Source organism: Leifsonia psychrotolerans (genome assembly GCF_013410665.1).
Lineage (GTDB): Bacteria > Actinomycetota > Actinomycetes > Actinomycetales > Microbacteriaceae > Cryobacterium > Cryobacterium psychrotolerans_A.
Genome location: NZ_JACCFM010000001.1, coordinates 2524842 through 2548037 on the forward strand (window position 1 = coordinate 2524842; position 23196 = coordinate 2548037).

22 protein-coding genes are annotated in these 23196 nt (G+C 66.9%); 7 read left to right on the top strand and 15 right to left on the bottom strand.

Features of this window, described 5'->3' with window-relative positions; translation table 11 throughout:
* Nucleotides 1-7: 7 nt before the first annotated feature.
* The 4 genes from paaD to paaA are packed head-to-tail and all read right to left on the bottom strand — an operon-like array spanning nt 8 to nt 2917.
* Nucleotides 8-622 (bottom strand): 1,2-phenylacetyl-CoA epoxidase subunit PaaD, encoded by a 615-nt coding sequence (paaD, locus tag HNR05_RS11550; RefSeq protein ID WP_246318394.1) that lies wholly within the window; start codon nt 620-622, stop codon nt 8-10.
* Complete coding sequence (paaC, locus tag HNR05_RS11555) at nt 616-1521, bottom strand: 1,2-phenylacetyl-CoA epoxidase subunit PaaC (protein WP_179579148.1); 906 nt, start codon at nt 1519-1521, stop codon at nt 616-618. The genes paaD and paaC overlap by 7 nt, the downstream gene beginning before the upstream one ends.
* Complete coding sequence (gene paaB / locus HNR05_RS11560) at nt 1518-1826, bottom strand: 1,2-phenylacetyl-CoA epoxidase subunit PaaB (RefSeq protein ID WP_179579149.1); 309 nt, start codon at nt 1824-1826, stop codon at nt 1518-1520. The genes paaC and paaB overlap by 4 nt, the downstream gene beginning before the upstream one ends.
* The gene (gene paaA / locus HNR05_RS11565) at nt 1823-2917 is read right to left on the bottom strand and encodes a 1,2-phenylacetyl-CoA epoxidase subunit PaaA (protein WP_179579150.1); all 1095 of its coding nucleotides are present in this window, start codon (nt 2915-2917) and stop codon (nt 1823-1825) included. The genes paaB and paaA overlap by 4 nt, the downstream gene beginning before the upstream one ends.
* 129 nt (nt 2918-3046) lie before the next feature.
* Here paaA and HNR05_RS11570 point away from each other — a divergent pair, with 129 nt between their 5' ends.
* Together HNR05_RS11570 and HNR05_RS11575 are read left to right on the top strand one after the other, a co-directional pair.
* Nucleotides 3047-3709, top strand: coding sequence for a TetR/AcrR family transcriptional regulator (locus HNR05_RS11570; RefSeq protein ID WP_179579151.1), 663 nt, complete (start codon nt 3047-3049; stop codon nt 3707-3709).
* An 85-nt stretch (nt 3710-3794) separates the two neighbouring features.
* Complete coding sequence (locus HNR05_RS11575; protein WP_179579152.1) at nt 3795-4349, top strand: isochorismatase family protein; 555 nt, start codon at nt 3795-3797, stop codon at nt 4347-4349.
* A gap of 46 nt (nt 4350-4395) precedes the next feature.
* Here HNR05_RS11575 and paaZ read toward each other — a convergent pair whose 3' ends face one another.
* The 4 genes from paaZ to HNR05_RS11595 all read right to left on the bottom strand — a co-directional run bounded on the left by paaZ (nt 4396) and on the right by HNR05_RS11595 (nt 9482).
* On the bottom strand, nt 4396-6489 hold the full coding sequence (gene paaZ / locus HNR05_RS11580) for a phenylacetic acid degradation bifunctional protein PaaZ (RefSeq protein WP_179579153.1): 2094 nt from the start codon (nt 6487-6489) through the stop codon (nt 4396-4398).
* 103 nt (nt 6490-6592) lie between these two features.
* Nucleotides 6593-7471 (bottom strand): 3-hydroxyacyl-CoA dehydrogenase family protein, encoded by an 879-nt coding sequence (locus HNR05_RS11585; protein ID WP_179579154.1) that lies wholly within the window; start codon nt 7469-7471, stop codon nt 6593-6595.
* Nucleotides 7468-8298 (bottom strand): enoyl-CoA hydratase/isomerase family protein, encoded by an 831-nt coding sequence (locus HNR05_RS11590; RefSeq protein ID WP_179579155.1) that lies wholly within the window; start codon nt 8296-8298, stop codon nt 7468-7470. The genes HNR05_RS11585 and HNR05_RS11590 overlap by 4 nt, the downstream gene beginning before the upstream one ends.
* A complete protein-coding gene (locus tag HNR05_RS11595; RefSeq protein ID WP_179579156.1) occupies nt 8298-9482 on the bottom strand; it encodes an acetyl-CoA C-acyltransferase in 1185 nt (394 codons plus the stop codon). The genes HNR05_RS11590 and HNR05_RS11595 overlap by 1 nt, the downstream gene beginning before the upstream one ends.
* A gap of 622 nt (nt 9483-10104) precedes the next feature.
* On the opposite strand from HNR05_RS11595, the gene HNR05_RS11600 reads away from it, so the two are divergent.
* Nucleotides 10105-10458, top strand: a complete 354-nt coding sequence (locus HNR05_RS11600) for a DUF4234 domain-containing protein (protein WP_179579157.1) — start codon at nt 10105-10107, stop codon at nt 10456-10458.
* A gap of 29 nt (nt 10459-10487) precedes the next feature.
* Here HNR05_RS11600 and HNR05_RS11605 read toward each other — a convergent pair whose 3' ends face one another.
* Nucleotides 10488-11306 carry an NUDIX hydrolase gene (locus tag HNR05_RS11605; RefSeq protein ID WP_179579158.1) on the bottom strand — a complete coding sequence of 273 codons (819 nt, stop codon included), beginning with the start codon at nt 11304-11306 and terminating at the stop codon, nt 10488-10490.
* A gap of 112 nt (nt 11307-11418) precedes the next feature.
* On the opposite strand from HNR05_RS11605, the gene HNR05_RS11610 reads away from it, so the two are divergent.
* From HNR05_RS11610 to paaK, 3 genes are all read left to right on the top strand, one after another.
* Complete coding sequence (locus HNR05_RS11610) at nt 11419-12243, top strand: MBL fold metallo-hydrolase (protein WP_179579159.1); 825 nt, start codon at nt 11419-11421, stop codon at nt 12241-12243.
* Nucleotides 12244-12414: 171 nt separating this feature from the next.
* Nucleotides 12415-12909, top strand: coding sequence for a hydroxyphenylacetyl-CoA thioesterase PaaI (gene paaI / locus HNR05_RS11615; protein ID WP_179579160.1), 495 nt, complete (start codon nt 12415-12417; stop codon nt 12907-12909).
* A gap of 19 nt (nt 12910-12928) precedes the next feature.
* Nucleotides 12929-14248, top strand: a complete 1320-nt coding sequence (gene paaK / locus HNR05_RS11620) for a phenylacetate--CoA ligase PaaK (protein ID WP_179579161.1) — start codon at nt 12929-12931, stop codon at nt 14246-14248.
* A 46-nt stretch (nt 14249-14294) separates the two neighbouring features.
* Here the strand turns inward: paaK and HNR05_RS11625 are convergent, their stop codons facing one another.
* From HNR05_RS11625 to HNR05_RS11645, 5 genes are all read right to left on the bottom strand, one after another.
* Nucleotides 14295-14828 carry a DUF6630 family protein gene (locus HNR05_RS11625; protein WP_179579162.1) on the bottom strand — a complete coding sequence of 178 codons (534 nt, stop codon included), beginning with the start codon at nt 14826-14828 and terminating at the stop codon, nt 14295-14297.
* A 146-nt stretch (nt 14829-14974) separates the two neighbouring features.
* Nucleotides 14975-15889: an EamA family transporter RarD gene (gene rarD, locus HNR05_RS11630; RefSeq protein WP_218868880.1), complete on the bottom strand. Its 915-nt coding sequence runs from the start codon at nt 15887-15889 to the stop codon at nt 14975-14977.
* Nucleotides 15890-16029: 140 nt separating this feature from the next.
* Entirely contained in the window at nt 16030-16599 is a 570-nt protein-coding gene (locus HNR05_RS11635) for a hypothetical protein (RefSeq protein WP_179579163.1), read from the bottom strand.
* Nucleotides 16600-16687: 88 nt separating this feature from the next.
* Nucleotides 16688-17974 carry an ATP-binding protein gene (locus HNR05_RS11640; protein ID WP_179579164.1) on the bottom strand — a complete coding sequence of 429 codons (1287 nt, stop codon included), beginning with the start codon at nt 17972-17974 and terminating at the stop codon, nt 16688-16690.
* Between the two features lie 126 nt (nt 17975-18100).
* Nucleotides 18101-18841 carry a VIT1/CCC1 transporter family protein gene (locus HNR05_RS11645; RefSeq protein ID WP_179579165.1) on the bottom strand — a complete coding sequence of 247 codons (741 nt, stop codon included), beginning with the start codon at nt 18839-18841 and terminating at the stop codon, nt 18101-18103.
* A gap of 86 nt (nt 18842-18927) precedes the next feature.
* Between HNR05_RS11645 and HNR05_RS11650 the strand changes: the two genes are divergently transcribed.
* Nucleotides 18928-20583 carry a glycosyltransferase family 39 protein gene (locus tag HNR05_RS11650; protein ID WP_179579166.1) on the top strand — a complete coding sequence of 552 codons (1656 nt, stop codon included), beginning with the start codon at nt 18928-18930 and terminating at the stop codon, nt 20581-20583.
* Here HNR05_RS11650 and HNR05_RS11655 read toward each other — a convergent pair.
* Entirely contained in the window at nt 20580-23081 is a 2502-nt protein-coding gene (locus HNR05_RS11655; protein WP_343062561.1) for a CDP-glycerol glycerophosphotransferase family protein, read from the bottom strand. The two genes, HNR05_RS11650 and HNR05_RS11655, sit on opposite strands and share 4 nt — an antisense overlap.
* Nucleotides 23082-23196: the final 115 nt, after the last annotated feature.

Below are 23196 nucleotides of genomic sequence, written 5' to 3' on the forward strand. Positions count from 1 at the left end.
TCCTCGATCAGTGGGATTTGAAGTAGTCGAACGGTTCCTGGCAGCGCTGGCAGACATAGAGCGCCTTGCACGAGGTCGATCCGAAACGGGAGAGTTCGCGCGTGTGCAGCGAGCCGCAGTGCGGGCACCGGATGCCGAGCCCCAGACTGACCGGTCCCCCCGCGTCGCGGGGCTGGGGCGGCGCGATGCCGAACTGTTCGAGCTTGGTGCGGCCGGCCTCGCTCATCCAGTCCGTGGTCCAGGCCGGAGCAAGCACCATGGTGACCGTGACGTTCCGGTAGCCGTGCAGGGTGAGCGCAGCGGTGACGTCGTCACGGATGGCATCGACTGCCGGACAGCCTGAATAGGTGGGGGTGATCTCGACCTCGACCGCAGTGGGCAGCCCCACCGCATCAGTGAGCACGGTCACCCGGCGCAAGACGCCGAGGTCTTCGATTGTGAGTACCGGAACTTCGGGGTCGCAGACGGTCGCCGCGATCTCCCAGGCCGCGCGGGATGCCGCGTCGACCGGGATCGGCCGGGCGGCGCGCTCAGCCTCGGCGCGCTCAGCCTCGGCGCGCTCAGTCGATGACTTCTCAGTCGCTGACTGGTCGACGGCCATGCGTGTGTCGGTGGCTACCATGATGCTCCGGGGTGAGCGCGAGCCAGCACCTGCATCTCGGCGAGAAGCGGCCCGAACGCTTCGGAGTGCACTCCCCGGCGGCCACCTCCGCGGGCCGGAGGAGTGCGGGGAACGCTGAGACCGGCCTGCTCGATATGCCACACAGATCGTGTCTCGAATTCGGCGCGCATCCCCTCGAGGTCGGCGGCGATGCCGACCAGCGCGGTGGGGTCTCCCTGTGCCGAGTCGGAACGTACCGTGTCCGAACGTGCCGAATCGGCTCCGGCAGCAGCATCGACGCCGGCCACACCGGCATCCGAACGAAAAAGTTCATCGACGAACGGCCACATCGCGTCGAGCCCGCGCTGCATTCGAAAGCGGGATTCCTCGGTGCCGAGCCCCAGCCGCAGCAACCATTGGATGCTGTGGTCAAGGTGATAGTCGACCTCTTTCACGGCCTTGGCGGCGATCGCCGCGAGCATCTCGTCGGTCGATCCAACAAGCTGCCGATAGAGCAGGTCGAAATAGATCGAGGCGATGAACTGGCGCGCGATCGTCTGCCCGAAATCGCCGATGGGCTGTTCGAACAGTTGGCGGCAGCGAAACTCGCTCTCGCCGCGAAAGTAGGCCAGGTCGTCTTCGCTGTGACCCCCGGCCGATCCGGCATACGTGAGCAGGCTGCGCGCATGCCCGAGCAGGTCGAGGCCGATGTTGCCGAGCGCGACATCCTCTTCGAGCTCGGGGGCGTTGGCGATCCATTCACCGAGCCGGTGGGCGAGAATCAGGGCATCATCGCCGAGGCCCAGTGCATACTCGGCAACGGCATCCGACGCCACGAGAGTGGACTGCGAGACGCGGTCCGCGATGGACTCGGGTGTGACAACCGCCCGGTCACTGAGGTGCGAGACGGGGGCACTCATAGGTGTGGCACCGTTTCGGAGGCCGTGTAATACGTGGCGTGACGGTAATCCTTGCCCTGGGCCGACTCGAAAAATTGACCCTTCGCATCCGGGTCCGACGCGGTGATAGCCGAGGCTGGCACGACCCAGATTGAGACGCCCTCGCCGCGACGGGTGTAGAGGTCACGGGCGTTGCGCACGGCCATGATCTCGTCGGGCGCGTGCAGCGAACCGGCATGCACGTGGGACAGCCCCCGCGACGAGCGAATGAAGACCTCCCACAGTGGCCATTGTTCGCGCGTGCCGGAATCTCCGGGGCTGGTCATGAGGCGATCCTCTCTGCGACGTGCCGGGTTTCGGCGGCCTCAAACTCGGTGTCATTCACGGATGCCGCAGCCTGCTTGTCGGCATACGCCCGCGCGGCCTCGCGCACCCACGCCCCGCCCTCGTGGGCGGCGCGGCGGCGGGCAACCCGCACCGCATTGGCCTGGCCGCGGCCGGCGAGAACCTCATGGAACTCGGCCCAGTCCAGCTCGCCGAAGTCGTAGTGCCCGCGCTCCTCGTTCCAGGCGATCGCCGGATCGGGCAGGGTGAGGCCGAGGATCTCGGCCTGCGGCACGATCATGTCGACGAAACGCTGCCGCAGGTCATCGTTGCTGAAGCGCTTGATGTTCCAGGCCATGCTCTGGCGAGAGTTCGGAGAATCCCCGTCGGGCGGCCCGAACATCATCAGCGCCGGGGCGTACCAGCGGTTCACGGATTCCTGGGCCATCGCCTTCTGCGCGGCCGAACCGTTCGACAGTGTGAGCAGAATTTCGAAGCCCTGGCGCTGGTGGAACGATTCTTCCTTGCAAATGCGCACCATCGCCCGCGCATACGGACCATACGAAGCCCGGCACAGCGGCACCTGATTGCAGATCGCGGCACCGTCGACGAGCCAACCGATTGAGCCCATGTCGGCCCAGGTCGGGGTGAGGTAGTTGAAGATCGACGAGTACTTGGCGCTACCCGTGATCAGTTGGTCGAACATGGTCTCGCGATCGACCCCGAGGGTCTGCGCGGCCGAATAGAGGTAGAGCCCGTGGCCGGCTTCGTCTTGCACCTTGGCCATCAGAATCGCCTTGCGCTTGAGGCTGGGTGCGCGCGTGATCCAGTTGCCCTCGGGCTGCATGCCGATGATCTCGGAGTGTGCGTGCTGCGAAATCTGCCGCACGAGCGTCTTCCGGTAGCCCTCCGGCATCCAGTCGGTCGGTTCGACCCGGCTGTCGGCGGCGATGATCGCGTCAAAGGCGCGCTCGCCCGCGGCAGCATCTTCGGCAGCGGCAGCGCCTTCAGCAGCGGCAGCGCCCTCAACCGCGGCAACGTCTTCAGGAGCAGCCCGGGTCAGTTCAGGCTCACCAGATGAGCGGATGTCCATGGGGCCTCCCTGCCACCGGGAGGCCCTCGAGGAGCCTCCGCCGTCAACGCATACTTACCGATCGTTCAGTAAAACTACCACGCCACTCTAACCGAGGCAAGCAGTGCGGTCGACTAGAGTCGGGTGCAAATGAAACACTCAGCAGAATCAGGACTGGCCCCCGGAACAGGGACCGGCACGGGCATTGTCGGCGGCGGCAACGGACGCGCCGGCCGCTCCCCCTACGACCTACCCGCCGTGCTCGAAATTGCGGTCGCCGCCTTCAACGACTACGGCTACGACGCCACATCGATGGGGCTCCTGGCCGAGCGACTCGGCACCAGCAAGTCGGCTGTCTACTATCACGTCAGCGGCAAGGAAGACCTGCTGCGGTTGGCACTCGAGCGTGCGCTGGGCGAGTTGGAAGGCATCCTGGCCCTGCCCGGTGCCCGGGAGGGCGCCGCCGACGAGCGTCTCACGTTCGTGCTGCGCGGTGCGGTGCGCGTCTTGACCGCCGAACTGCCCTACGTGACGCTGCTGCTGCGCTTGCGCGGTAACACCGAACTGGAACGGCATGCCCTCGCCCGCCGCCGCGCGTTCGACAACGCGATCTCGACACTCGTCGAGCAGGCCCGCACCGACGGCACGCTGCGAGCGGATGTCGATGCGCGCACGACCACGCGCCTGCTCTTCGGCATGATCAACTCGATCGTGGAGTGGTACAAGCCGGGAGGCCCACTCACCGCCGACCAACTCGCCGACGACGTCATCACGGTCGCCTTCAACGGCCTGCGGGTGCACGACCGGCACTGACCCTCTGTGCACAACCTGTGGCAGAGTGCGGTGGATCGGCATATCGTGACGGGGCAGAGTTACCGCCCCGACCACGGAGACCGTCATGACTACCCTGCACGACCGGCCGAACACCGCACTCGTCGTCATCGACGTGCAGAACGGTGTCGTCGGTGAGGCTTATCGACGGAATGCGGTCGTTGCGAATATCAGCACACTGGTTGAGAAGGCACGAGACGAGGGCGTGACGATCGTCTGGGTGCAACACTCGTCCGAAGAGATGGAACCGGGAAGCGAAGCGTGGCAGTACGTGAGCGAGCTTGCCCGCCACGAACCGGAGCCCCTGGTGCACAAGCAGTACGGCAATTCATTCGAAGGCACCGACCTGGCGGACGTGCTGGCCGACGCCGGCGTGGGCCGGTTGATCGTGACCGGCGCTGAAACGGATGCCTGCATCCGTTCCACCATCCACGGCGCGTTTACCCGCGGTTTCGACGTCATCCTCGTCGGCGACGCGCACACGACGAACGATCTGACCGCCTGGGGCGCCCCGCCGCCCGAGGTGACAATCGCACACATCAATCTCTACTGGCAATACCAAGACGCGCCCGGTCGGATCGCCAGCGTCTCCCAGACGAAAGACGTGAGCTTCAGCGGATAGTCAGCACCCCGCGGTCAGGGCACGCGCCGCCGTGGTCGCAGGGTGGCTACTCCTTCGCCACCAGGGTCAGCACGTCGTAGGTCGCCACGATCTCGTCACGCTGATTCTGCAGCACGGCATCCCAGCGCACCTCGCCGTATTCCTCCGTCTCACGCGGGGTGATCTGCTTGGCTGTGAGCGTGACACGCACGCTGTCGCCGGGCGACACGGGAGTGATGAACCGCAGATTTTCCAGGCCGGAGTTCGCCAGCACCGGCCCCGGCTCGGGGTCGACGAAGAGTCCGGCCGCGAATGACAGCAGCAGGTACCCGTGCGCCACCCGGCCGGGAAAGAACGGATTCGCCGCGGCGGCCGCCTCATCCGTGTGTGCGTAGAACGTGTCACCCGTGAATGAAGCGAAGTGCGCGATGTCGTCGAGCGTTACCTCGCGCAGTCCCGAGGCGACCGCGTCGCCGATTTTCAGTCGCGCCAGCGTCTTCCGGAACGGATGCTCCCCGTCCGTCACACTCGGCGCCCCCGCCCGCCACTGACCGGTCAACGCGGTGAGCGAGGCCGGCGTTCCCTGCACGGCCGTGCGCTGCATGTAGTGCAACACCGAACGGATACCGCCCAGCTCCTCCCCACCGCCGGCGCGCCCCGGTCCTCCATGCACGAGGTGCGGCACGGGCGAACCATGCCCGGTGCTCGTGCGCGCGTTATGCCGGTCAAGCACGAGCACCCGACCGTGGAACGGCGCGATGCCCGCAAAAAGCTCCGCCACCACGGCCGGATCAGCACTCGCGATCGTCGCAACGAGCGAGCCGCCGCCCCGATTCGCCAGGCGCACGGCGTCGGCAACGCTGTCGTAACCGATCACCGAGGCGACCGGACCGAAGGCCTCGATCTCGTGCACGGCTGCCGCATCCGAGTCGTCAAAACTCAGCAGCACCGGGGCGAGGAACGCCTCGCCGGCCTCACCGACGGTGCCATCGGCGTAGGCGACCGAACGCTCGGCGCGGCTGCGCCAAGCCACGGTGCCGCCTCCTTCGATCAGCGCGGCCACGCTCTTGCGCACCTCGGCCTTCTGTTCGACGCTCGCGAGGGGTCCCATCGTGACTCCCGCAACGCGCGGGTCGCCGAGCACAAGCCGTGATTCGATGCGGGCAGCGACCGCCTGCACGACATCAGCGATGCGCTCCCGCGGCACGATGACGCGGCGGATGCTCGTGCATTTCTGCCCGGCCTTCGATGTCATCTCGGTGGCGACGGAGGCGACGAACGCGTCGAATTCCGGGGTGCCGCTCTCGGCATCCGGTCCCAGGATTGCCGCGTTGAGCGAGTCGGTTTCGCAGGTCAGGTTGACGCCGCCGGCGATGACCGCGGGGTCTTCACGCAGCGCCCGCGCCGTCGAGGCCGAGCCGGTGAAGCCGACGCTGTCGCGCAGATCTAGCAGGTCGAGGAAACCGCGCACCGACCCGCAGACGAGTTGCAGCGAGCCCGCCGGAAGCAGGCCGGACTCGACCATCATGCGCACGCAAGCCTCAGTCAGAAAGGCCGTGGGTGTGGCCGGTTTGACGATGCTCGGCACCCCGGCGAGGAAGGCGGGGGCGAACTTTTCGAGCATGCCCCAGACCGGAAAGTTGAAGGCGTTCACCTGAAAGGCCACGCCCGGCTTGCGGGTGTAGAGATGCTGCCCGCCAAACGAGCCATCCGCGGCGAGGTTCTCGGGCGGCCCGTCGACGACGACCTGGGCGTTCGGCAGTTCCCGGCGCCCCTTCGAACCGTAGCTGAACAGCACCCCGATGCCGCCGTCGATGTCGACCATCGAGTCGCGTGTGGTCGCGCCGGTTCTGGCGCTCAGCGCGTACAGCTCCGCTTTGGCCGCGGTGAGGTGCAACGCGAGTGCTTTGAGCACGAGGGCCCGCTGGTGAAAGGTGAGTTGGCCGAGGCTGTGCTGCCCGACCGTGCGTGCATAGTCGACCGCGCCGGCCAGATCAAGCCCGTCGGAGCCCACGATCGCCACGGTCTCCCCCGTCGACGCGTCGCGGGTGGGGCTGCCGGACTCCGGCAGCCACCATTCGCCACTCACGTAGCTGGGCAGCAGAGGGGCAGTCGGGCGGGCGTGGTCGAGCGTGTCGGCCTCGGTCTGCTGAATGGACATCAGGGTTCCTTCCGGTGAAGCGTGGTGACGCGAAATGCGAGAGTGACGTGCGTTCGATGAGACGGATGCCGCGGAGCGCGATCGCGACGGACGCCCGGGCCCGTCAATCCGGCCAGCTGAAGAACCCCTCGCCCGATTTTCGGCCGAGCTTTCCGGCCGCAACCATCTCGATCAGCAGGGGGGGCGGGGCGAATCGTTCGCCGAGCGTGCCGTGCAGGTATTCGGCGATGCCGAGCCGCACGTCGAGTCCGACCATGTCGGTCAGCCGCAGCGGGCCGACCGGAAACTTGTAGCCCTGCACCATGGCCGTGTCGATGTCGGCGGCCGTCGCGACACCGTCTTCGAGCATGCGGATGGCCTCGAGCGCGATCACGACACCGAGCCGCGAGCTCGCAAATCCGGGGAAATCCTGAACCACGATCGGGTTCTTACCGATCATGTGCACCCAGTTGCGGGCGGCGTCAACGGCCGCCTCGCTCGTGCGTTCACCCTGCACGATCTCGACGAGCGTCGAGCTCGGCACCGGATTGAAGAAGTGCAGGCCCAGAAAGCGCTCGGGCCGGCGCAAGGGGGCGGCCAGCAGCGTGATCGACAGCGACGACGTGTTCGAGGTGAGCCAGGCCGAGGGCGCGAGTACGGCTTCGATGCGCTGGAGCATGTCGGTCTTCAGGGCGAGGTCTTCGGGCACGGCCTCGACGACGAGATTGGCGTCGGCCAGGGCGGTGATGTCGATTGTCACCGCGCTGTCGGCCAGGAGCTCTGCTTCGCCGCGTTCCGTGGTGCCGCGGGTGACGCTCTGTCGCACCGCGGAGGCGAGCGCCTGCTCGGCGTGCGCCGCAGCCCGGTCGTCGCGTTCGAGAATCTGCACGCGGGCGCCGGCCAGCAGAAAGGCGTGCGCGATTCCGACGCCCATCCGTCCGCCGCCGACCACGCCGACGGCGGCGGGAGCAGTCGCACCGGCGAGCAGGTCAACCCCGTTCATTGCTTCTTCCGATCGAGAAAGGCGGTCATCCGCGCAAATTTCTGCGCCGACTCGAACAGCACGGCTTGCGCGGCGTTGTCCACCGCGGGGTGAGCCTCCCGCGGCGCGTGGATCAGCTGCTTCGTGTAGCGCAACGCAAGCGGATCCTGGGCTGCAATCCGGTCGGCGAGGGCATGGGCTGCGGCCTCCAGGGCATCGGGCTCGTGCACCTCCGTGACCAGGCGCACCGCGAGCGCCTCCGCGGCGTTCAGAATGCGCCCGGCCAGCAGGATCTCTTTCGCGAGCGGCTCCCCCACCAGCTCGACGAGCCGCCAGCTGGCACCCGCCGCGGCCGCGATGCCCAGGCTCGTCTCTGGATTGCCGATCCGCAGTGCCGTGCTGCCGAGTCGAAAGTCGGCTGCGTAGGCCAGCTCGGCGCCGCCGCCGAGCGCCCAACCGTCGATCGCGGCGATCACGGGCAGCGGCAGTGCGGCCAGTCGTACGAACAGCTCCGAGTTGATCCCGGCGAGCGCGTCGTCACGGCGGCGCTCGCGCAGCTCGGCGATGTCGGCACCCGAGGCGAAGACCCCGTTCGAGCCGGTCAGAATCAGAATGCGCGGGTTCTGCTCGAGCTCGGCGCAGAGCGCATGAAGCTCGTCGATCATCTGGCCGTTGATCGCGTTCTTCACGGCTGGCCGGTTGAGGCTGATCTGGATGCGGTCGGCCCGGTCGACGACGACGCACAGCGTCGACTCGGCGCCCAGCTCGGGGCTCGTCTCGGGGCTCGTCTCGGCGCTCGGCTCGCGTTCCTGTTCGCTGCGTGTGTCGCTGCCGGGTTCGCTGCTCATCACACGCCTTCCACGAGAAGGGCCGCGCCCTGGCCGACCCCGACGCACATCGTGGCGAGTCCGCGCCGGGCGCCCTCACGGCGCATCCGGCCGAGCAATGTCACCAGTATGCGCGTGCCTGAGGCGCCGAGCGGGTGGCCGAGCGCAATCGCGCCACCCTCGGCGTTGACGGTGGCGTCGTCGAGGCCGAGCCGGCGCATCACGGCGAGCGCCTGCGTGGCGAACGCCTCGTTGAGTTCGATGGCGGCCAGATCGGGCACGCCGAGACCGGTGCGATCGAGCAGTTTCTGCACGGCGGGCACCGGGCCAAGGCCCATCACCTCGGGCGAGACGCCGGCGTTCGCTCCGCCGACAACCCGCACGCGTGGGGTGAGGCCGAAGCGCGCAACGGCGCGTTCGCTGGCAATCAGAACGGATGCCGCCCCGTCATTCAGCGACGAGGCGTTCCCGGCCGTGACCAGGCTGCCGCCGCGCACGACAGGCCGCAGGCCGGTGAGCACCTCGGTCGAGGTGTTCGCACGGGGACCCTCATCCACGCTCACGCTGCCGGTCGGGGTCGGAACCGCCACGATTTCATCGTCGAAGTGACCCGACGCGGCCGCCGCGACAGCTCGCTGGTGGGAGCGCAGGGCAAACGCGTCGGCATCCGCTCGGCTGATGCCCTCGCGCACACCCACCTCTTCGCCGGTCTCGGGCATGCTGAACGTCCACTGCTCGTGGGCGGCGATCTCGGGGTTCACGAACCGCCAACCGAGTGTCGAATCGACGAATTCGCCCGGCTTGCCGAACGCCTTCTCGGGCTTGGCCAGCACCCAGGGCGCGCGGGTCATCGACTCGACGCCGCCGGCGATCACGAGATCGGCCTCGCCGGATTTCACCATCGCGGCGGCCAGGTGCACAGCCGAGAGGCCGGATGCGCAGAGTCGGTTCACGGTGATGCCCGGCACGGTCACGGGTAGGCCTGCGAGCAGTCCGGCCATGCGAGCCACGTTGCGATTGTCTTCGCCGGCCTGGTTCGCGGCACCGAAGATCACGTCGTCGATGGCGGCCGGGTCGATGCCGGTGCGGGCGACGAGTTCGCGAATCACGAGTGCAGCCAGATCGTCGGGGCGCACGCTTGCCAGCGCGCCGCCGTATCGTCCGATCGGAGTGCGCACTCCGTCAATCACAAACGCTTCCGCCATAGCTCCATTGCCTCGTTCGCGAACTTACTGACCGTTCGTTCTGCCAAGGTTCTCACGCGCGGCCGCGTGCGTCAACCGCTTCTCACCGTGTGCCGAGCCACCTCGCTGGTCGAGCCGCCGCCGCTGGTCGAGCCCACCTCCGCTGGTCGAGCTCGTCGAGACCCTCGCCAGATCTCGACAGGCTCGATCACCGATCCAGGCGAGCCCACGTCGCCAGGCGAGCCCTCCCCGCTGGTCGAGCCCACTCCGCTGGTCGAGCCCGTCGAGACCCTCGCCAGATCTCGACAGGCTCGATCACCGATCCAGTCGAGCCCGTCGAGACCCTCGCCAGACCGCCGGTCAAACCCTCCCCGCTGGTCAAACCCTCCCCGCCGGTCAAACCCCCTCCGTTGGTCGAGCCCGTCGAGACCCCCGCCAGATCTCGACACGCTCGATCACCGATCCAGGCGAGCCCACCTCGCCAGTCGAGCCCGTCGAGACCCTCGCCACACCGCCGGTCAAACCGTCTCCGAGTGAGCACCGTAGCCAAAAAGAATACCCCTGGTTGGGGGCGAAAAATCACGGGCGCTTCTGCGTCGACCTGCCTAGGCTGAAGGTGCAAACGATTCGAAGGGGAATCTTCATGAAACGACGCAGTCCGGCTGCGGTACTGCTGGTGCCGTTGATCACGTTCGGCATCTACTCACTGGTGTGGTTTGTGAAGACCAAGAATGAAATGAACCAGACGAATGTCGACAGAATCCCCACTGCCTGGTTGCTGCTCGTTCCGTTCGTGAATATCTGGTGGCAGTGGAAGTTCTCCGTCAGCGTCGACGTGGTCACTCACAAGCTGCTGAGCCGCAGTAACGCATTTCTGCTGATCTTCCTGCTTGGACCGATCGGCGCCGCCATCGTGCAGAACTACCTCAATGAGGCAATCTACCTCGCGTCACGTCCACGTCGTTCAACCGCACTGCCGGTTCCGATGTCGGCCTAACCTGCATCCGCCGCACTCTCGCCGGCGTCTCAACGGCCACGCTGAGTGTACCGCCAGGGCAGCGCACCATAATCAAGCCGATGTCGCCCGCCATCCGCCTCAAACAGCGCGTCGTCGGCGTAGGCGACGTCGCCGTTCCACAGCAGCACCGAGCCGCGACTCGGCGCGGCGATCCGTGTCGCATAATGCTGCACTGCGGTATTTCGTGCCTCGGTCAGCGCGGCCTCCGCCGTGGCGAATGCGGTCAGCGCCTGAAGTGTGACCCAGGTGGGCGGAACGAGTAGCAGCGTGCCGGCCGCATGCAATTCCAAGGCGCGCGCGGGTCGCAGCCACGCCGAATCGATGATCTCGTCGGCCGAGAGCACGACCTCTCCGGCGGGTGCAGCCGCCCAATAGAACCAGGTGCGAAACCGCTTCGGTGCGGCGGCGGGCGGCGACCACACGGCCGTTGTCACTACGGAGTCGGCATCCACCAGCAGCGCGGTCTCCTCGCGGGTCTCGCGCACTCCGGCCCGCCGGGCGAGCTCTTCTTCGCCGATCTCGGCGGGGTCGCCGGGCCGGTGGTCGCCCTCGTCCATCCGTCCGCCCGGAAACACCCAGGCCCCGGCAAACGAACCACGGTCCCGCGGTCGCTCCAGAAGCAGCACCTCCAGGCCCAGGGCCCCATCACGCAGCAGTACAACGGTGGCAGCGACGAGGTGAGCTGCAGCAGCCGAGTCGTCGTCCTCCCGCTCGGCAGACAGCGATTCCGGATGCCCCGACTCGGCACTTTCCGACCGGGGCCTCACCACGCCGCCCGGGTACCCGGGGGTCGCGTCGGGTTCCACCGCATCCGCCTCGTGCGTCATCGCGTCGCCTACTCTCTGCATCCGCGCTGCGCCCACCCGCGCGACGATCTGCCCATCCGCCCAGACTAGCCCCGGGTCCCGGGTCCGACACTCGAACGCTAGGCTGCGAATCATGCACGACAACGCCACGACCAACCCCCTGCCCGGCATCCGTACGAGCACGCTCACCCGCCGCCTGCTCGCCCCCAACGCCGGGCCGATGACGCTGGAAGGCACAAACTCCTATCTCATCTCGGCGTCTGCCGGCACCGAGGCGGCGAGTGCGCCCGTCGTGATCGTCGACCCGGGCCCGGATCATGCGGGCCACCTCGCCGCTCTCGCCGCGGCGGGCCGGGTGCAACTCGTGCTCATCACGCACCACCATGTCGACCACACCGCGGGCAGCGCTGCACTGGCCCGCCTCACCGGAGCCCCGGTACGCGCGCTCGATCCCGCATTCTGCATCGGCGGCGACCCTCTCACCGACGGCGAGCTGATCGAGGCGGCGGGCACCCGCATCCGTGTCGTGCACACACCGGGCCACACGGCCGACTCGGTGTGCTTCTTCCTGCCGGATGACGGCCCGGCCGGTTCGGTGCTCACCGGCGACACCATCCTCGGGCGCGGCACCACAATCATCGGCTACCCCGACGGCACGCTGACCGACTACCTGCACTCGCTCGAAACCCTGCGCGCGCTCGGGCCCGCCACGGTGCTTCCCGCACACGGCCCCACCCTGCCCGACCTGGCCGTCGTCGGCACCGCCTACCTCGCGCACCGCCGCCAGCGTCTCGACGAGGTGCGCGCCGCACTGACTGCGCTGGGGCCGCAGGCCACGGCCGAGCAGGTCACTGACATCGTCTACGCCGACACGGATGCCGCGGTGCGCTTCGCCGCCGAGGCCTCCGTGCGCACACAGTTGGCTCACCTGCGCGGCGCGGGCGGGGACCCCGCCTGAATCGCGCCGGCCGGGCAACCGCCCACCGACGAGCACACCGCTGCCCCGGTCACTCAGGCTTGCGCGCGGCCGTCGCAATTCAACACTGACCGTTCGTTCAGTATGCGCTAGAGTCAGTGCACACTGCGGCTACGACCCCCGCAGCGGCACTCGACTCAGCGAGGAGAATCGATGACGCGCACGCAGAGCAACAGCACGCAGAGCCCGGGCACGCAGAGCACCGGCACCCAGAAAGCCAGAACGCCGGAATCCGAGCCCGCCGCGTCCAACCGCTCGATGATGCAGCACGATCGGGCCTCCGCCGCCCTCGGCATGGTAGTTCTGCGCGACGACCCCGGGCATGCCGTGGTCTCGATGCTGGTGCGCGACGATATGACAAACGGGTTCCAGATCACGCATGGCGGTCTCGTCTTTGCCCTCGCCGACACGGCGTTCGCGATCGCCTGCAACGAAGATGCGTCGGTCACCGTTGCCGCCGGCGCCGACATCACCTTCCTGGCGCCGACCCACGCCGGCCAGACGCTCACTGCCACGGCCGTGCGCCGCGTGCGCAGCGGCCGCACCGGACTCTACGACGTCTCGGTGGTCGACGACAACGGCGTGGCCATAGCCGAATTCCGCGGACGCAGCTTCTCCACGAACCGCGCCCACCCCGCACGCGCCTGATCACGTCGAAAGGACTCTCGTGTCACCGTCGACACCCGTACTGCGCGCTCCACTCCCCCACGAACTCGACCCGGCCGAGCGGCTCAGCCGTGACGAGCTCGAGGCGCTCCAACTCGACCGTGTGCGCTGGACGGTCAGGCATGCCTACGCCAACGTGCCGCTGTACACGGCAAAGTTCGACGCTGCGGGGGTGCATCCCGATGACATCCGCTCACTCGAAGATGTGGCCAGACTGCCATTCACAACGAAGGAAGACCTGCGTCAGACCTACCCGTTCGGCATGTTCGCGGTTCCGATGAGCGAGGTTGCGCGCATCCACGCGTCGTCGGGCACGACCGGCCGTCCGACCGTCGTCGGCTACACGAAGCACGATCTCGACACCTGGGGTGCGCTCGTAGCCCGCTCGCTGCGCGCCTCGGGCATCCGTGCGGGAATGAAAGTGCATAACGCCTACGGCTACGGCCTGTTCACCGGCGGCCTCGGTGCCCATGCCGGCATCGAGGCGCTCGGTGCAACGGTCATTCCGGTCTCGGGCGGGCAGACGGCCCGGCAAGTTCAGCTCATTCGCGACTTTGAGCCGGATGCCATCCTGTGCACGCCGAGCTATCTGCTGACCATCGCCGATGCGATGGAGGCGGCGGGCGTCGACCCGCGGTCGACGAGCCTGCGCGTTGCGGTGCTCGGGGCCGAGCCGTGGACCAACGAGATGCGCCGCGAACTCGAGCACCGACTGAACATCGACGCGCTCGACATCTACGGTTTGAGTGAGGTCATGGGCCCCGGCGTCGGCAACGAATGCCTCGAGACCAAAGATGGTCCGCACATCTGGGAGGACCATTTTCTGCCCGAGATCATTGACGGCGAGACCGGGCAACGGATGCCGGACGGCCAGCGTGGAGAACTCGTCTTCACATCGCTGACCAAGGAGGCGTTCCCGGTCATCCGTTATCGCACCCGCGATCTCACCCGACTTCTTCCCGGAACCGCGCGGCCCGGGATGCGCCGAATCGAGAAGATCACCGGGCGCAACGATGACCTGATCATCGTGCGCGGCATCAATCTCTTCCCGACCCAGATCGAAGAACTCGTGCTCGGCATCGACGATCTCACCCCGCACTTCGTTCTCGAGCTCACCCGCCCCGTGCACCTCGACGAACTCACGGTGCGTGTCGAACGGCATCCGGCCCGCAGCAGCTCGGAAAGCGAGTCGGCACGGATGCTCCTGACCCGCCTGGTAAAAGAGCAGATCGGTTGCACCGTGACGGTGCGGCTTGACGAGCCCGGCACACTTCCCCGCAGTGAGGGAAAACTCAAGCGCGTGTACGACCTGCGCGACTAACCACCGGCACGCCGTGAGCAGTGACCGGCTCGAGACGGAGCGAGGCTCAGCCGCGGAGCGCCCGCAGCGTCCAGCCGTTGTCGCTGCGGCCCGGGAGTTCAACGTGCTGTCCCAGCTGAGCCGCGACGTCGCGAATGGGCTCGGCGTTGGCGCTGGGCACCAAAACGAGCGGGTAGGAATCCGAGTCGATGTCGAGGTAGAGCAGGTGCATTCCGCGCGTCTGGAGCATCGCGTCGACGTCGGTCAGTGCGGGAACGAGTTCGGTGGCCGGCTCGAATGACGCGTCGAACTGCTCGTCCGGAAATTGCGTCAGGCCCTGCAGCTCCTCCACCAGCTCATCGGAATCTGCACTCCAGTCGAGCTCGATCAACATCTCGTTCGACTCCAGCCAGTCGACAACGACCAGCCACGCGTTGAGTTCCTCGGCCTCCTCGATTCCACGCTGCAGCAGGTCATCCTCATGAGCCGCGAAGTACGCGTCGGGGTCGGCCAGGTAATCCCCGACGGTCTGCCCGAGTCGGGCATCCTCGACGAGAAGAGCGCACAGTTGTTGCCACAGTGCTGAGTGTGAGATGGTCACGGATGTCCCCCGATGTTTGCGCCCGACACATGAATTTCTGTTTCGGCTCGATTTGTGTCGGACCGGATTCGTCACCCCGGCCTGCCTGAATCCTATCCGAGTCGCGGCGACCTGAAACTGCCCCTCGAGCACGCACGCAGCGGGGATCAGTTGGGAGCGGCATCCGGTCGGCGCGGCGCCGCGCCCTCGACCATGAGCAGAATGATCGCCACCAGGATCGCGAGGTAGGTGGGTACCTGGCTGGGCGAAACGCCCTCGCCGAGCACCACGACCGCGACCACCACGAGCAGCACCGGCTCGACGTAGGTGAGCAAGCCGAACAGGCTGAAGGACAGCAGCCGGGTGGCGAGAATGTAGGCGACAAGCGCGACCGCGCTGATGACACCCAGCAACAGCACCGGCACGATCAACTCGGTGTGTGCAGCGACAACCGCCAGCGACGCGGGCTGCGCGGCAAACACAATACTCGGCACGAGCAGAATCACCAGTTCGAACCAGAGAGCCCCGGTGCTGTCGATGCGCGCCGCCCGCCGAATCGTGAAGTAGATCGGATAGCCGAGGGCCACCACGACCGTCGACCACCCGATCCCGCCCCCGGCCAGTAGCGCGAATATGACGCCGATCGCGGCGGCCGCGACAGCCGCAATCCGCAGCCTGCTGAGCCGCTCACGGTGCAGCGTCACGCCCACGAGCACCATCATCAGTGGCATCAGGAAGTAGCCGAGCGCCACGTCGAGGCCATGCCCTGTCTGCGGCGCCCACCCGAAGAGCCAGATCTGCACGCCCAGAAGTGCGGCATCCGCCACGAGAAGCCCGGCAAGCAAGGGGGTCTGACGGATGCGCCGGGCAATCCCCCGCACGTCGGCCCACTCACCGATCGCCACGACCAGAACGGTGAGCACGGGTACCGTGACGACCACGCGCCAGGCGAAGATCTCGGTCGGCGACAGCACCGTGAGCATTCCGGGCAGCGCATAAAGCACCGCGAAGAGGGCCGAGGCGACGACCGACGCGACAACCCCGCGCGAGGTCGGCGTCATTCCGCGGTAAAAACTCTGCATCAGTCAATTCTGGTGCGTCGGTGAGCCATGAGGTCGCGCAGATGACCCTTCCCGCCGCTCGGGAAGGGTCATCTGCGCGACTTCACGCCCTGTTCTCGTGTGCGCGGGGCGCGGGGCGGCAGGTATCAGTGCACCAGGTATCAGTGCACCAGATAGCTGAGCCAGATGATCCCGACGCCGAGCGACGCCGTGATCGCCGCGTTGAGAATTCGGCGCGCCCACCTGTTGCCCCGTTTCACTGAATTCCAGTAGCCGAGGACGGCGAGGGTGGCAACGCCGGCCCACAGTGCGATGTAATAGGCGACGTACTCGTCCAGCCCACGCGCCGCGGCAAGCAGGAGGAAGAGTGCCGGCACGAGCATCGCGAGCACCATTCCGATGGAATGTCGGGCCGAATTCAAAATCAGCTTCCCGAGCGTCAGGTTGCGCGCCTCCACGGATCCGTTGTTCGCCACGACGCCTGAGTAGATGTGCGCGATCCAGAACACCACTACGGTTCCGAGGGTGAACAGCAACACCTCGAAGTCAGTGTCGAACTTCCATCCGACGGCAATCAACGCGCTGACGAGCACGGTGCCGTAGATCGCATACTCGGTGCCATAGGCACCGAGCACGACGGTGACCGGCTTGGCGCTTCCCCGCGCTGCCCGCTTGATCCAGCGGCTCCCGCTGGGCCGCCCGCTACCCGAATCGGGCGCTGCGCCCGTCATGAATCCGCCCCACAGCCCGTGGCTCGCATGCTTGTCACGCTAGTCGCGTCGGCAGTCTCGGTCTACCGCGGAACGCGCGCCGATGTGGCTACAGTCGCGCGAGGCTCTCGATGTCTTCGAGGAACTCGGCCGCCTGCTCGGCCGACACCGTCGTGCGGGTCGACGAGATCGCATCCACATAGTCCGCCGTCTCCGGCCCGGTCTGCGTCGGCCCGCTGCCGCCCGGGTAGACCGCGTTCTCGAGCGCGTTCTGCGACGCCTTGCGGGCGGCATACTCGATGTCGGCCGGCGAGAAGCCCTCGCTCGATTCGACCAGCTGGTCGAGGTCGACGGTGCCGCGGGTCGCGGTGGGAATGTAGCGTTCCCAAATGGAGCGCCGAGCCGCGGCATCCGGCAACCCGATCGGAATCACGTAGTCGAATCGACCGTGCCGCAAGAAGGCCGAGTCGAGGGCGCGAATGAAGTTCGTCGCACAGACCAGCAGCCGATCGGGTTGATCGCGGAACGCCGGAATGATCTTGAGCAGCTCGTTCGTGACGCCCTGCATGGCCGACGGCGGCTCACCCGAACGCTGAGCGGCAATCTCTTCGACCTCGTCGATGAACACGACCGCATGCTCGAGCTCCGAGATTTTGAGGAACGTTTCGCGCAGCGCACCCGCGAGGCCGCGCGGGTCGGCGGCCAATCGAGACGGGAACACCTCAACGAATGACCATTCAAGGCGCGAGGCGATGGCCTTGGCGAACGTGGTCTTGCCCGTGCCGGGCGGGCCGAACAGCACAACCGAACGCGGCGGGGCCACACCGAATTGCTCGGCGAGCTGGGCTTGGGCCAGCGGCATGACGAGGCGGCGCTCCAGCAGTTCCTTCTCGGCGATCATGCCGCCCACGTTGTCCCAGAGATCACGCGGCAGAACACGTCCGCCGAGCTCGCCGAGCAGACGTAGTTCCTCGCGCTGCACCGGGATATGCCGCTCGAAATAGCGCAGGTTCTGCTTTACCTCGAAGCCCCGGCTGAGGAAGGCGTCGACGCGCGATTCGGTGTCGGGCATCAGTGCCGACAGCTTCGACAGCCCGTGCGGCGACATCTTCGCCTCGAGTGCCATGAGCAGTGACGAGCCGATGCCCCGGCTCTGCCAGGCCTCGAGCGTGGCGAGAAAGACGATCCAGCCCTGCGCGTGGGCGGCCCGCCCCACCGCCGCGCCGACGACCTTATCGCCGACCACGGCGACCACCGCGTCATCCTTCTCACACGACGCCAGCACCTCGGAAAGTCCGTAGACGGGCTCGGTACCGTTGGCCTTCAGCTCTTCCCAGAGCGCAAGAATGCCATCGAGGTCGTCAGGGTGAAAGTCACGCAGTCGCCAACCAGTCATCGGGTTCCCTCCAAAGGTGCCGTTACTGGGAGCGTATCCGACGGTTTTCACGCGTTCCGACACCCGTGTGCGATTCGCAACAGAGTGACACAGAGCGGAACATGATCGCGACGAAACGTCTGAGCGCTACACGATGCCCGTACTGCCCAGCAGCGAGCCGATCAGGAACGTGGCGATGAGCGCGATCGCTCCTCCGATCACAACCCTCAGCGTGGCCCGAACAGTTGAACTTCCGCCGATGCGAGCCGCGACCGCACCGGTCAGGGCAAGCGCCAGTAGCACCGCGACGAACGTGACCGGAACACGAATCGAAGCGGGCGGCAGCAGAATTGCCAACAACGGCAGGATGCCGCCGATCGTGAACGCCGCGGCCGACGCGCCGGCGGCATGCCAGGGGCTCACCACATCGCCCGCATCAATATGAAGCTCGGCCGACAGATGCGCGGCCAGCGCATTGTGTGCGGTGAGTTCGATCGCGACCTGCTTGGCGGTTTCCGGGGCCAACCCCTTCGACATATAGATTCCGGCGAGTTCCTCGAGTTCTTGCTCGGGCATCTCCGCCAGTTCCCGCACCTCCTTGGCGATCAAAGCCTTTTCGCTGTCGCTCTGGCTGCTCACCGAGACGTATTCGCCGAGCGCCATCGACACGGCACCGCCGACCAGGCCGGCGATACCCGCGGTCAGGATCGGAGCCGTCGCAGCTGTGGCTCCCGCGACGCCGACAACGATGGCCGCGACCGACACGATCCCGTCGTTGGCGCCTAGAACGCCGGCGCGCAGCCAGTTCAGCCGTTGGGCGAGCCCTTCTTGGTGTGGTTCGTCGGCGTGCTGTCCGGCTGCTGGTTCACGAGGCTTGTCAGTGGTCATCGCCCCAGCCAAGCAGTTTCCCACCGGATCCACCAGGACCGCACTGCGCATCCGCCCCTCTCCGGCTCCCCGGCGAGAGGAGTAGTGTGCGCTCAACCTCCCAGGGAACCGGTCAGATGCCGCAGCACACGCACGTTCTTCCGCCGATATCGACAGGCGCCCGGTCGACAGGTCGGCATCGGGTGCTGCCGCGTTGGCTTCTGCCGCTGCTGCTCGGCGCCTTCGCCACACTCGTTGCGGCGCTCGGCTCGTGGATCCCGTCGCTCTGGGGCGATGAAGTCGCCAGCCTGCTGTCGGCCGAACGCCCGCTGCCGAGCCTGTTCATGATGCTCGGCCAGGTTGACGCGGTGCACGGCACCTACTATCTCGGCCTGCACGCCTGGATCGACCTGTTCGGCACCTCGCCGTTCGCGCTCCGGTTTCCGAGCGCTCTCGCCGCGGGGCTCTGCACGGCCGCGGTGGTGCTGATCGGGCTGAGACTTTCCACAGCGTCGGTGGCGACCGCCGCCGGTCTGCTCTGCGCGGTGCTCCCGCGCGTCACCTACATGGGTGAAGAGGCCCGCTCGTTCGCCTTCAGCGCCGCCATCGCGGCCTGGTTGACCCTGCTCTTCATCGATTTGCTGCTGAAGCAATCCCGCAAACGGATGCGCTGGGCCGCTTACGGCGCACTCCTGGCGGTCGGCAGCTACGTCTTTCTCTACCTCGCGCTGCTCATGCTCGCTCACGCGCTCCTGCTCGCCTGGTCGCGCCCCGGCCGCGCCTTCGCCCGACGCTGGATCATCACCGTGGCGCTCGCCGGCCTGGCCGCGGTGCCCCTGCTCTACTGGGCGGCCCGCGAAGGGCACCAGATCGCCTATCTTGCGACCGACGACGAGATCACGCCCCACTCGATCTTTGTGGGACTCTGGTTCGGCACGTTTGCGTTCGCCGTGCTGGCCTGGACACTCATCGTCGTGGCGATCATCGGAACCATCGTCTCGCTGCGGGAGGACCGGACCCAGTCGCCCGCAGCATTCGCTGCCGCTGCCGAATCCGCCGCATCCGCCGCATCCGGCGCATCCGGCGCGTCCCGCTGGCGGGCGCCCCGGTTCGACCTCGTCGCGGCATGCTGGTTATTCGTTCCCTCGACCGCACTGGTGGGCATCGGCCTGTTCGCGCCGGTTTTCACCGGCCGATATCTGTCCTTTTGTGCCCCGGCGGCCGCCATGCTCCTGGCCTGTGGACTCACCGTCCTGTTCGGCAGACGGCCCGCGGTCTTGTGGGTGTCGGTGGCCCTCGTCATGGCGCTGGCCGTGCCCGTCTATCTCAGCCAACGGGAGCCCTATTCGAAGAACAACAGTGATTGGGCCGAGATATCGGCCACCCTGGGAGCGCACGCCCGGCCCGGCGATGCGGTGGCCTTCGACGAGTCAGCGCGCCCCTCACGGCGCCCCCGCCTCGCGATGCACGCCTACCCGGCCGGCTTTGTCGGGCTGCGCGATATCACTCTCAACGTGCCGTTCAGCCGCAATACGACCTGGTACGACAGCGCGTACACCGTGGCTCAGGCGGCGACGCGCGGCCGCTTCGACGGGGTGCAGCGCGTCTGGCTCATTGAATACGCCGAGGGGCGAACGGTCGACAGCTCGGGGCTGATCTCGGCACTCGCCCAGGGCTTCGCAGTGACGACGTTCTATCGTCAGCACGCGAGCGTCATCTACGAGTTGGAACGGACCAGCGGCCCCCGAACAGACAGTCGCTAATGCTCCTGCACCCGGCGCTCAACGTCGAGCACTCGGTAGAACGCGTCGATCGCCTCGCGATTGTGAGCTTCATCGTCGAAGCGGGCCGCCGAGACCGCACCGGCCAGGTAGGCCGCCATCCCCTCGGCCAATGCCTCGACAGTCTGCGGCACGATCAGCGCGGTCCCGGGCGGCAGCGCGTCGGCGACCGTCTCGAAGTCGACCGAGATGATCGCAAGCCCGAGCACCGCAGCCTCGAGCAGCACCATCGGCTGCCCCTCGTAATCGCTCGACAGCACGAAGCAGTGTGCCCGACTCATCGCGGCGTAGGGATTGCTCAGTTCGCCGGTCAACGTCACGGATGCCGTCAGCCCGAGCTCCTCGATCAGCGCTTCCAGGCTCGCCCGCAACGGTCCTGACCCGACGATCACCAGATGGCTCGCCGACTGGCGCGCGTGTACGAGCGCGAACGCCGAGATGAGCCGTGCCTGGTTCTTCTCGGTCGAGAGGCGACCGACGGTGATGAAAAGAGTGTCACCCGATTCGCGCAGCTGTTCGAAGCGTTCCTCGAGGTCCTGTTCCGGCTCGTCGGCGCAGCCGAATGAAGCCGAGGCCCCGAGCGCCCGAATTTGCTCGCCATCGACGCAGTTGGGGGCCGAGATGAATTTCTCGGCCGCAGCCCACTCGCCGAGATTCCTCCGGTTGATCGCGGCGAGCGCGGGCGAGACCGAGACGAGCGCATCGAAGTCGTTGTAGTGCGAGAACACGACCTTCAGGCTGCGGGCGTGCACGAGTTTGCCGTTGACCCTGCGCTGGGCGTCGGCCGCCATGTCGTTGTGTAGCCAGATCGTGCGGGATCCCGTCGGCGAGTGCAACAGCAGCCGGGCCCAGATCGGGCCGTAACCGCTGAAGTCGATCACATGATCGAACTCGCTATCGCCGAAGCACCGCGTCCACTCGTCGTCCCAGAGGGCGTATTCGGCGGGGTCAGAGAGATCGAGACTCGTGCGACCCAAACGATCGGCCAGCCGGCGTTTGGCGTGCAACCACTTGCTGCCGTTCATCCCGCCGACCCGCGCAAAATGACGGATACCCGCGTCGAGGGGGCGGTCGGTCAGGATGTGCCGGGCAAGAGGCCCCGCGGGGTAGAGCACCGACACGTCGAATCGCATCTGATCGATGCTGTTCACAAGGTTGAAGGCGGCTGTGGTGATGCCGTTCGGACGCATCCCGCCCAGGTGCAGCAGCACCGTGGGCCGTGACGTGCTGTCGAACCGGCGCAGCCGATGGCCGGCGTTCGTCCCGCGAAAGACGATGTCGATCACCCGTTCGGCTGCGTGGCCGTCGTCCCACGGAACATAGGCCCGCCGGGCTTCCGCGTAACGGTCGTCGGCATCGGCGGTGGAGGTGTCGGCGGAAGTGGCGTCGGCGAAAGTGGCCACGGCAGCGGCGGCGTGGTCGATGGTGACACACACCGGCCCGGGCAGTCGGGACGGATCTTGGTAGAGGCCACGGGCATCCGCATAGTCGTCGTGATCGGGTGTGAAGAAGACAATGGGACGCCCGGTGGCCAGAAAGTCGAAGAAAATGCTCGAGTAGTCGGTGACCAGAATCTCGGCGATGCCCAAAACCGTGTTCGTCGGAATCGCGTTGGGGATGAGAACGCCGCGGGCGTCGGCTCGGCCGGCGGCCTGCGCGTGCGCGGCCTGGTGCAGTTTGAGGGCGACGAACCAGCGCGTCGGGTCGAGCGACTGCTGCAGTGCGGAGCGGGCCTCGAGGATCTCGTCGAGGTTCTCGTCGGGGCGGTTGAACGATGCACCCCGCCAGGTCGGCGCGAACACGACAAGGCGGCGCCCGCCCAGGGTAATCCCGGCGTCGTCGAGCAGGTGGCGACCGGATGCCGCGGCATCCGAATCAAGAAATTGGAGGTCCACGCGCGGGTAGCCGGCCTCGATAACCGTGCCCCGGTAGAGCCCGTCGAGTTTGTAGGCCGAGCCATACATTGTCTCGGTCATGAACGGGTTCTGCGAGAGCAGATAGTCGGCGGCGACGAAGTTGCGCAGTGTGTTGGCCGCCTCCATCGGCCCATCGGGCATGTCGAATCCCATGTGTTTGAGCGGAGTGCCGTGCCAGGTGTTCAGGTAGATCTGACCGGGCCGTTTGGAGAATTCGGGAGGAAACGTGGCGTTGTTCACCAGGAAGCGGCTCGTGGCCAGGGCGCGGTAGTAGCCGGTCGTGCCGCGTCGCACGAAGCTCACGCGCGGGTTTCCCGCGAACTTCGCTATCGTGGCGTCGTGTTCTCGACCGCTCGACAGCGCCCAGATGTGCTTCAGCTGCTGCTGATCCGAGGCCTGAAGCAGCGACCGAAAGATCGCTTCGGGATTGCAGAGCATGCCATTACCGCCGAATGACTCATAGAAAACGGTGCGGGGAGCAAGCGGCTGGGTTCGATAGTGCGCGTGAACCTGCGCCAGTGCGGCGCGCTTGACGCGCCTCAACACCACGGCTGGTGACGTCACGTTCACGGCTCACTCATTTCGATGTTCGTTCGGATTTTCATCTTGACCTGAAGTCCGCATCACGCCAAGCAACTGTGGGAGTTCTCAGCCACGACCGACCAATGCTGGGAGATTT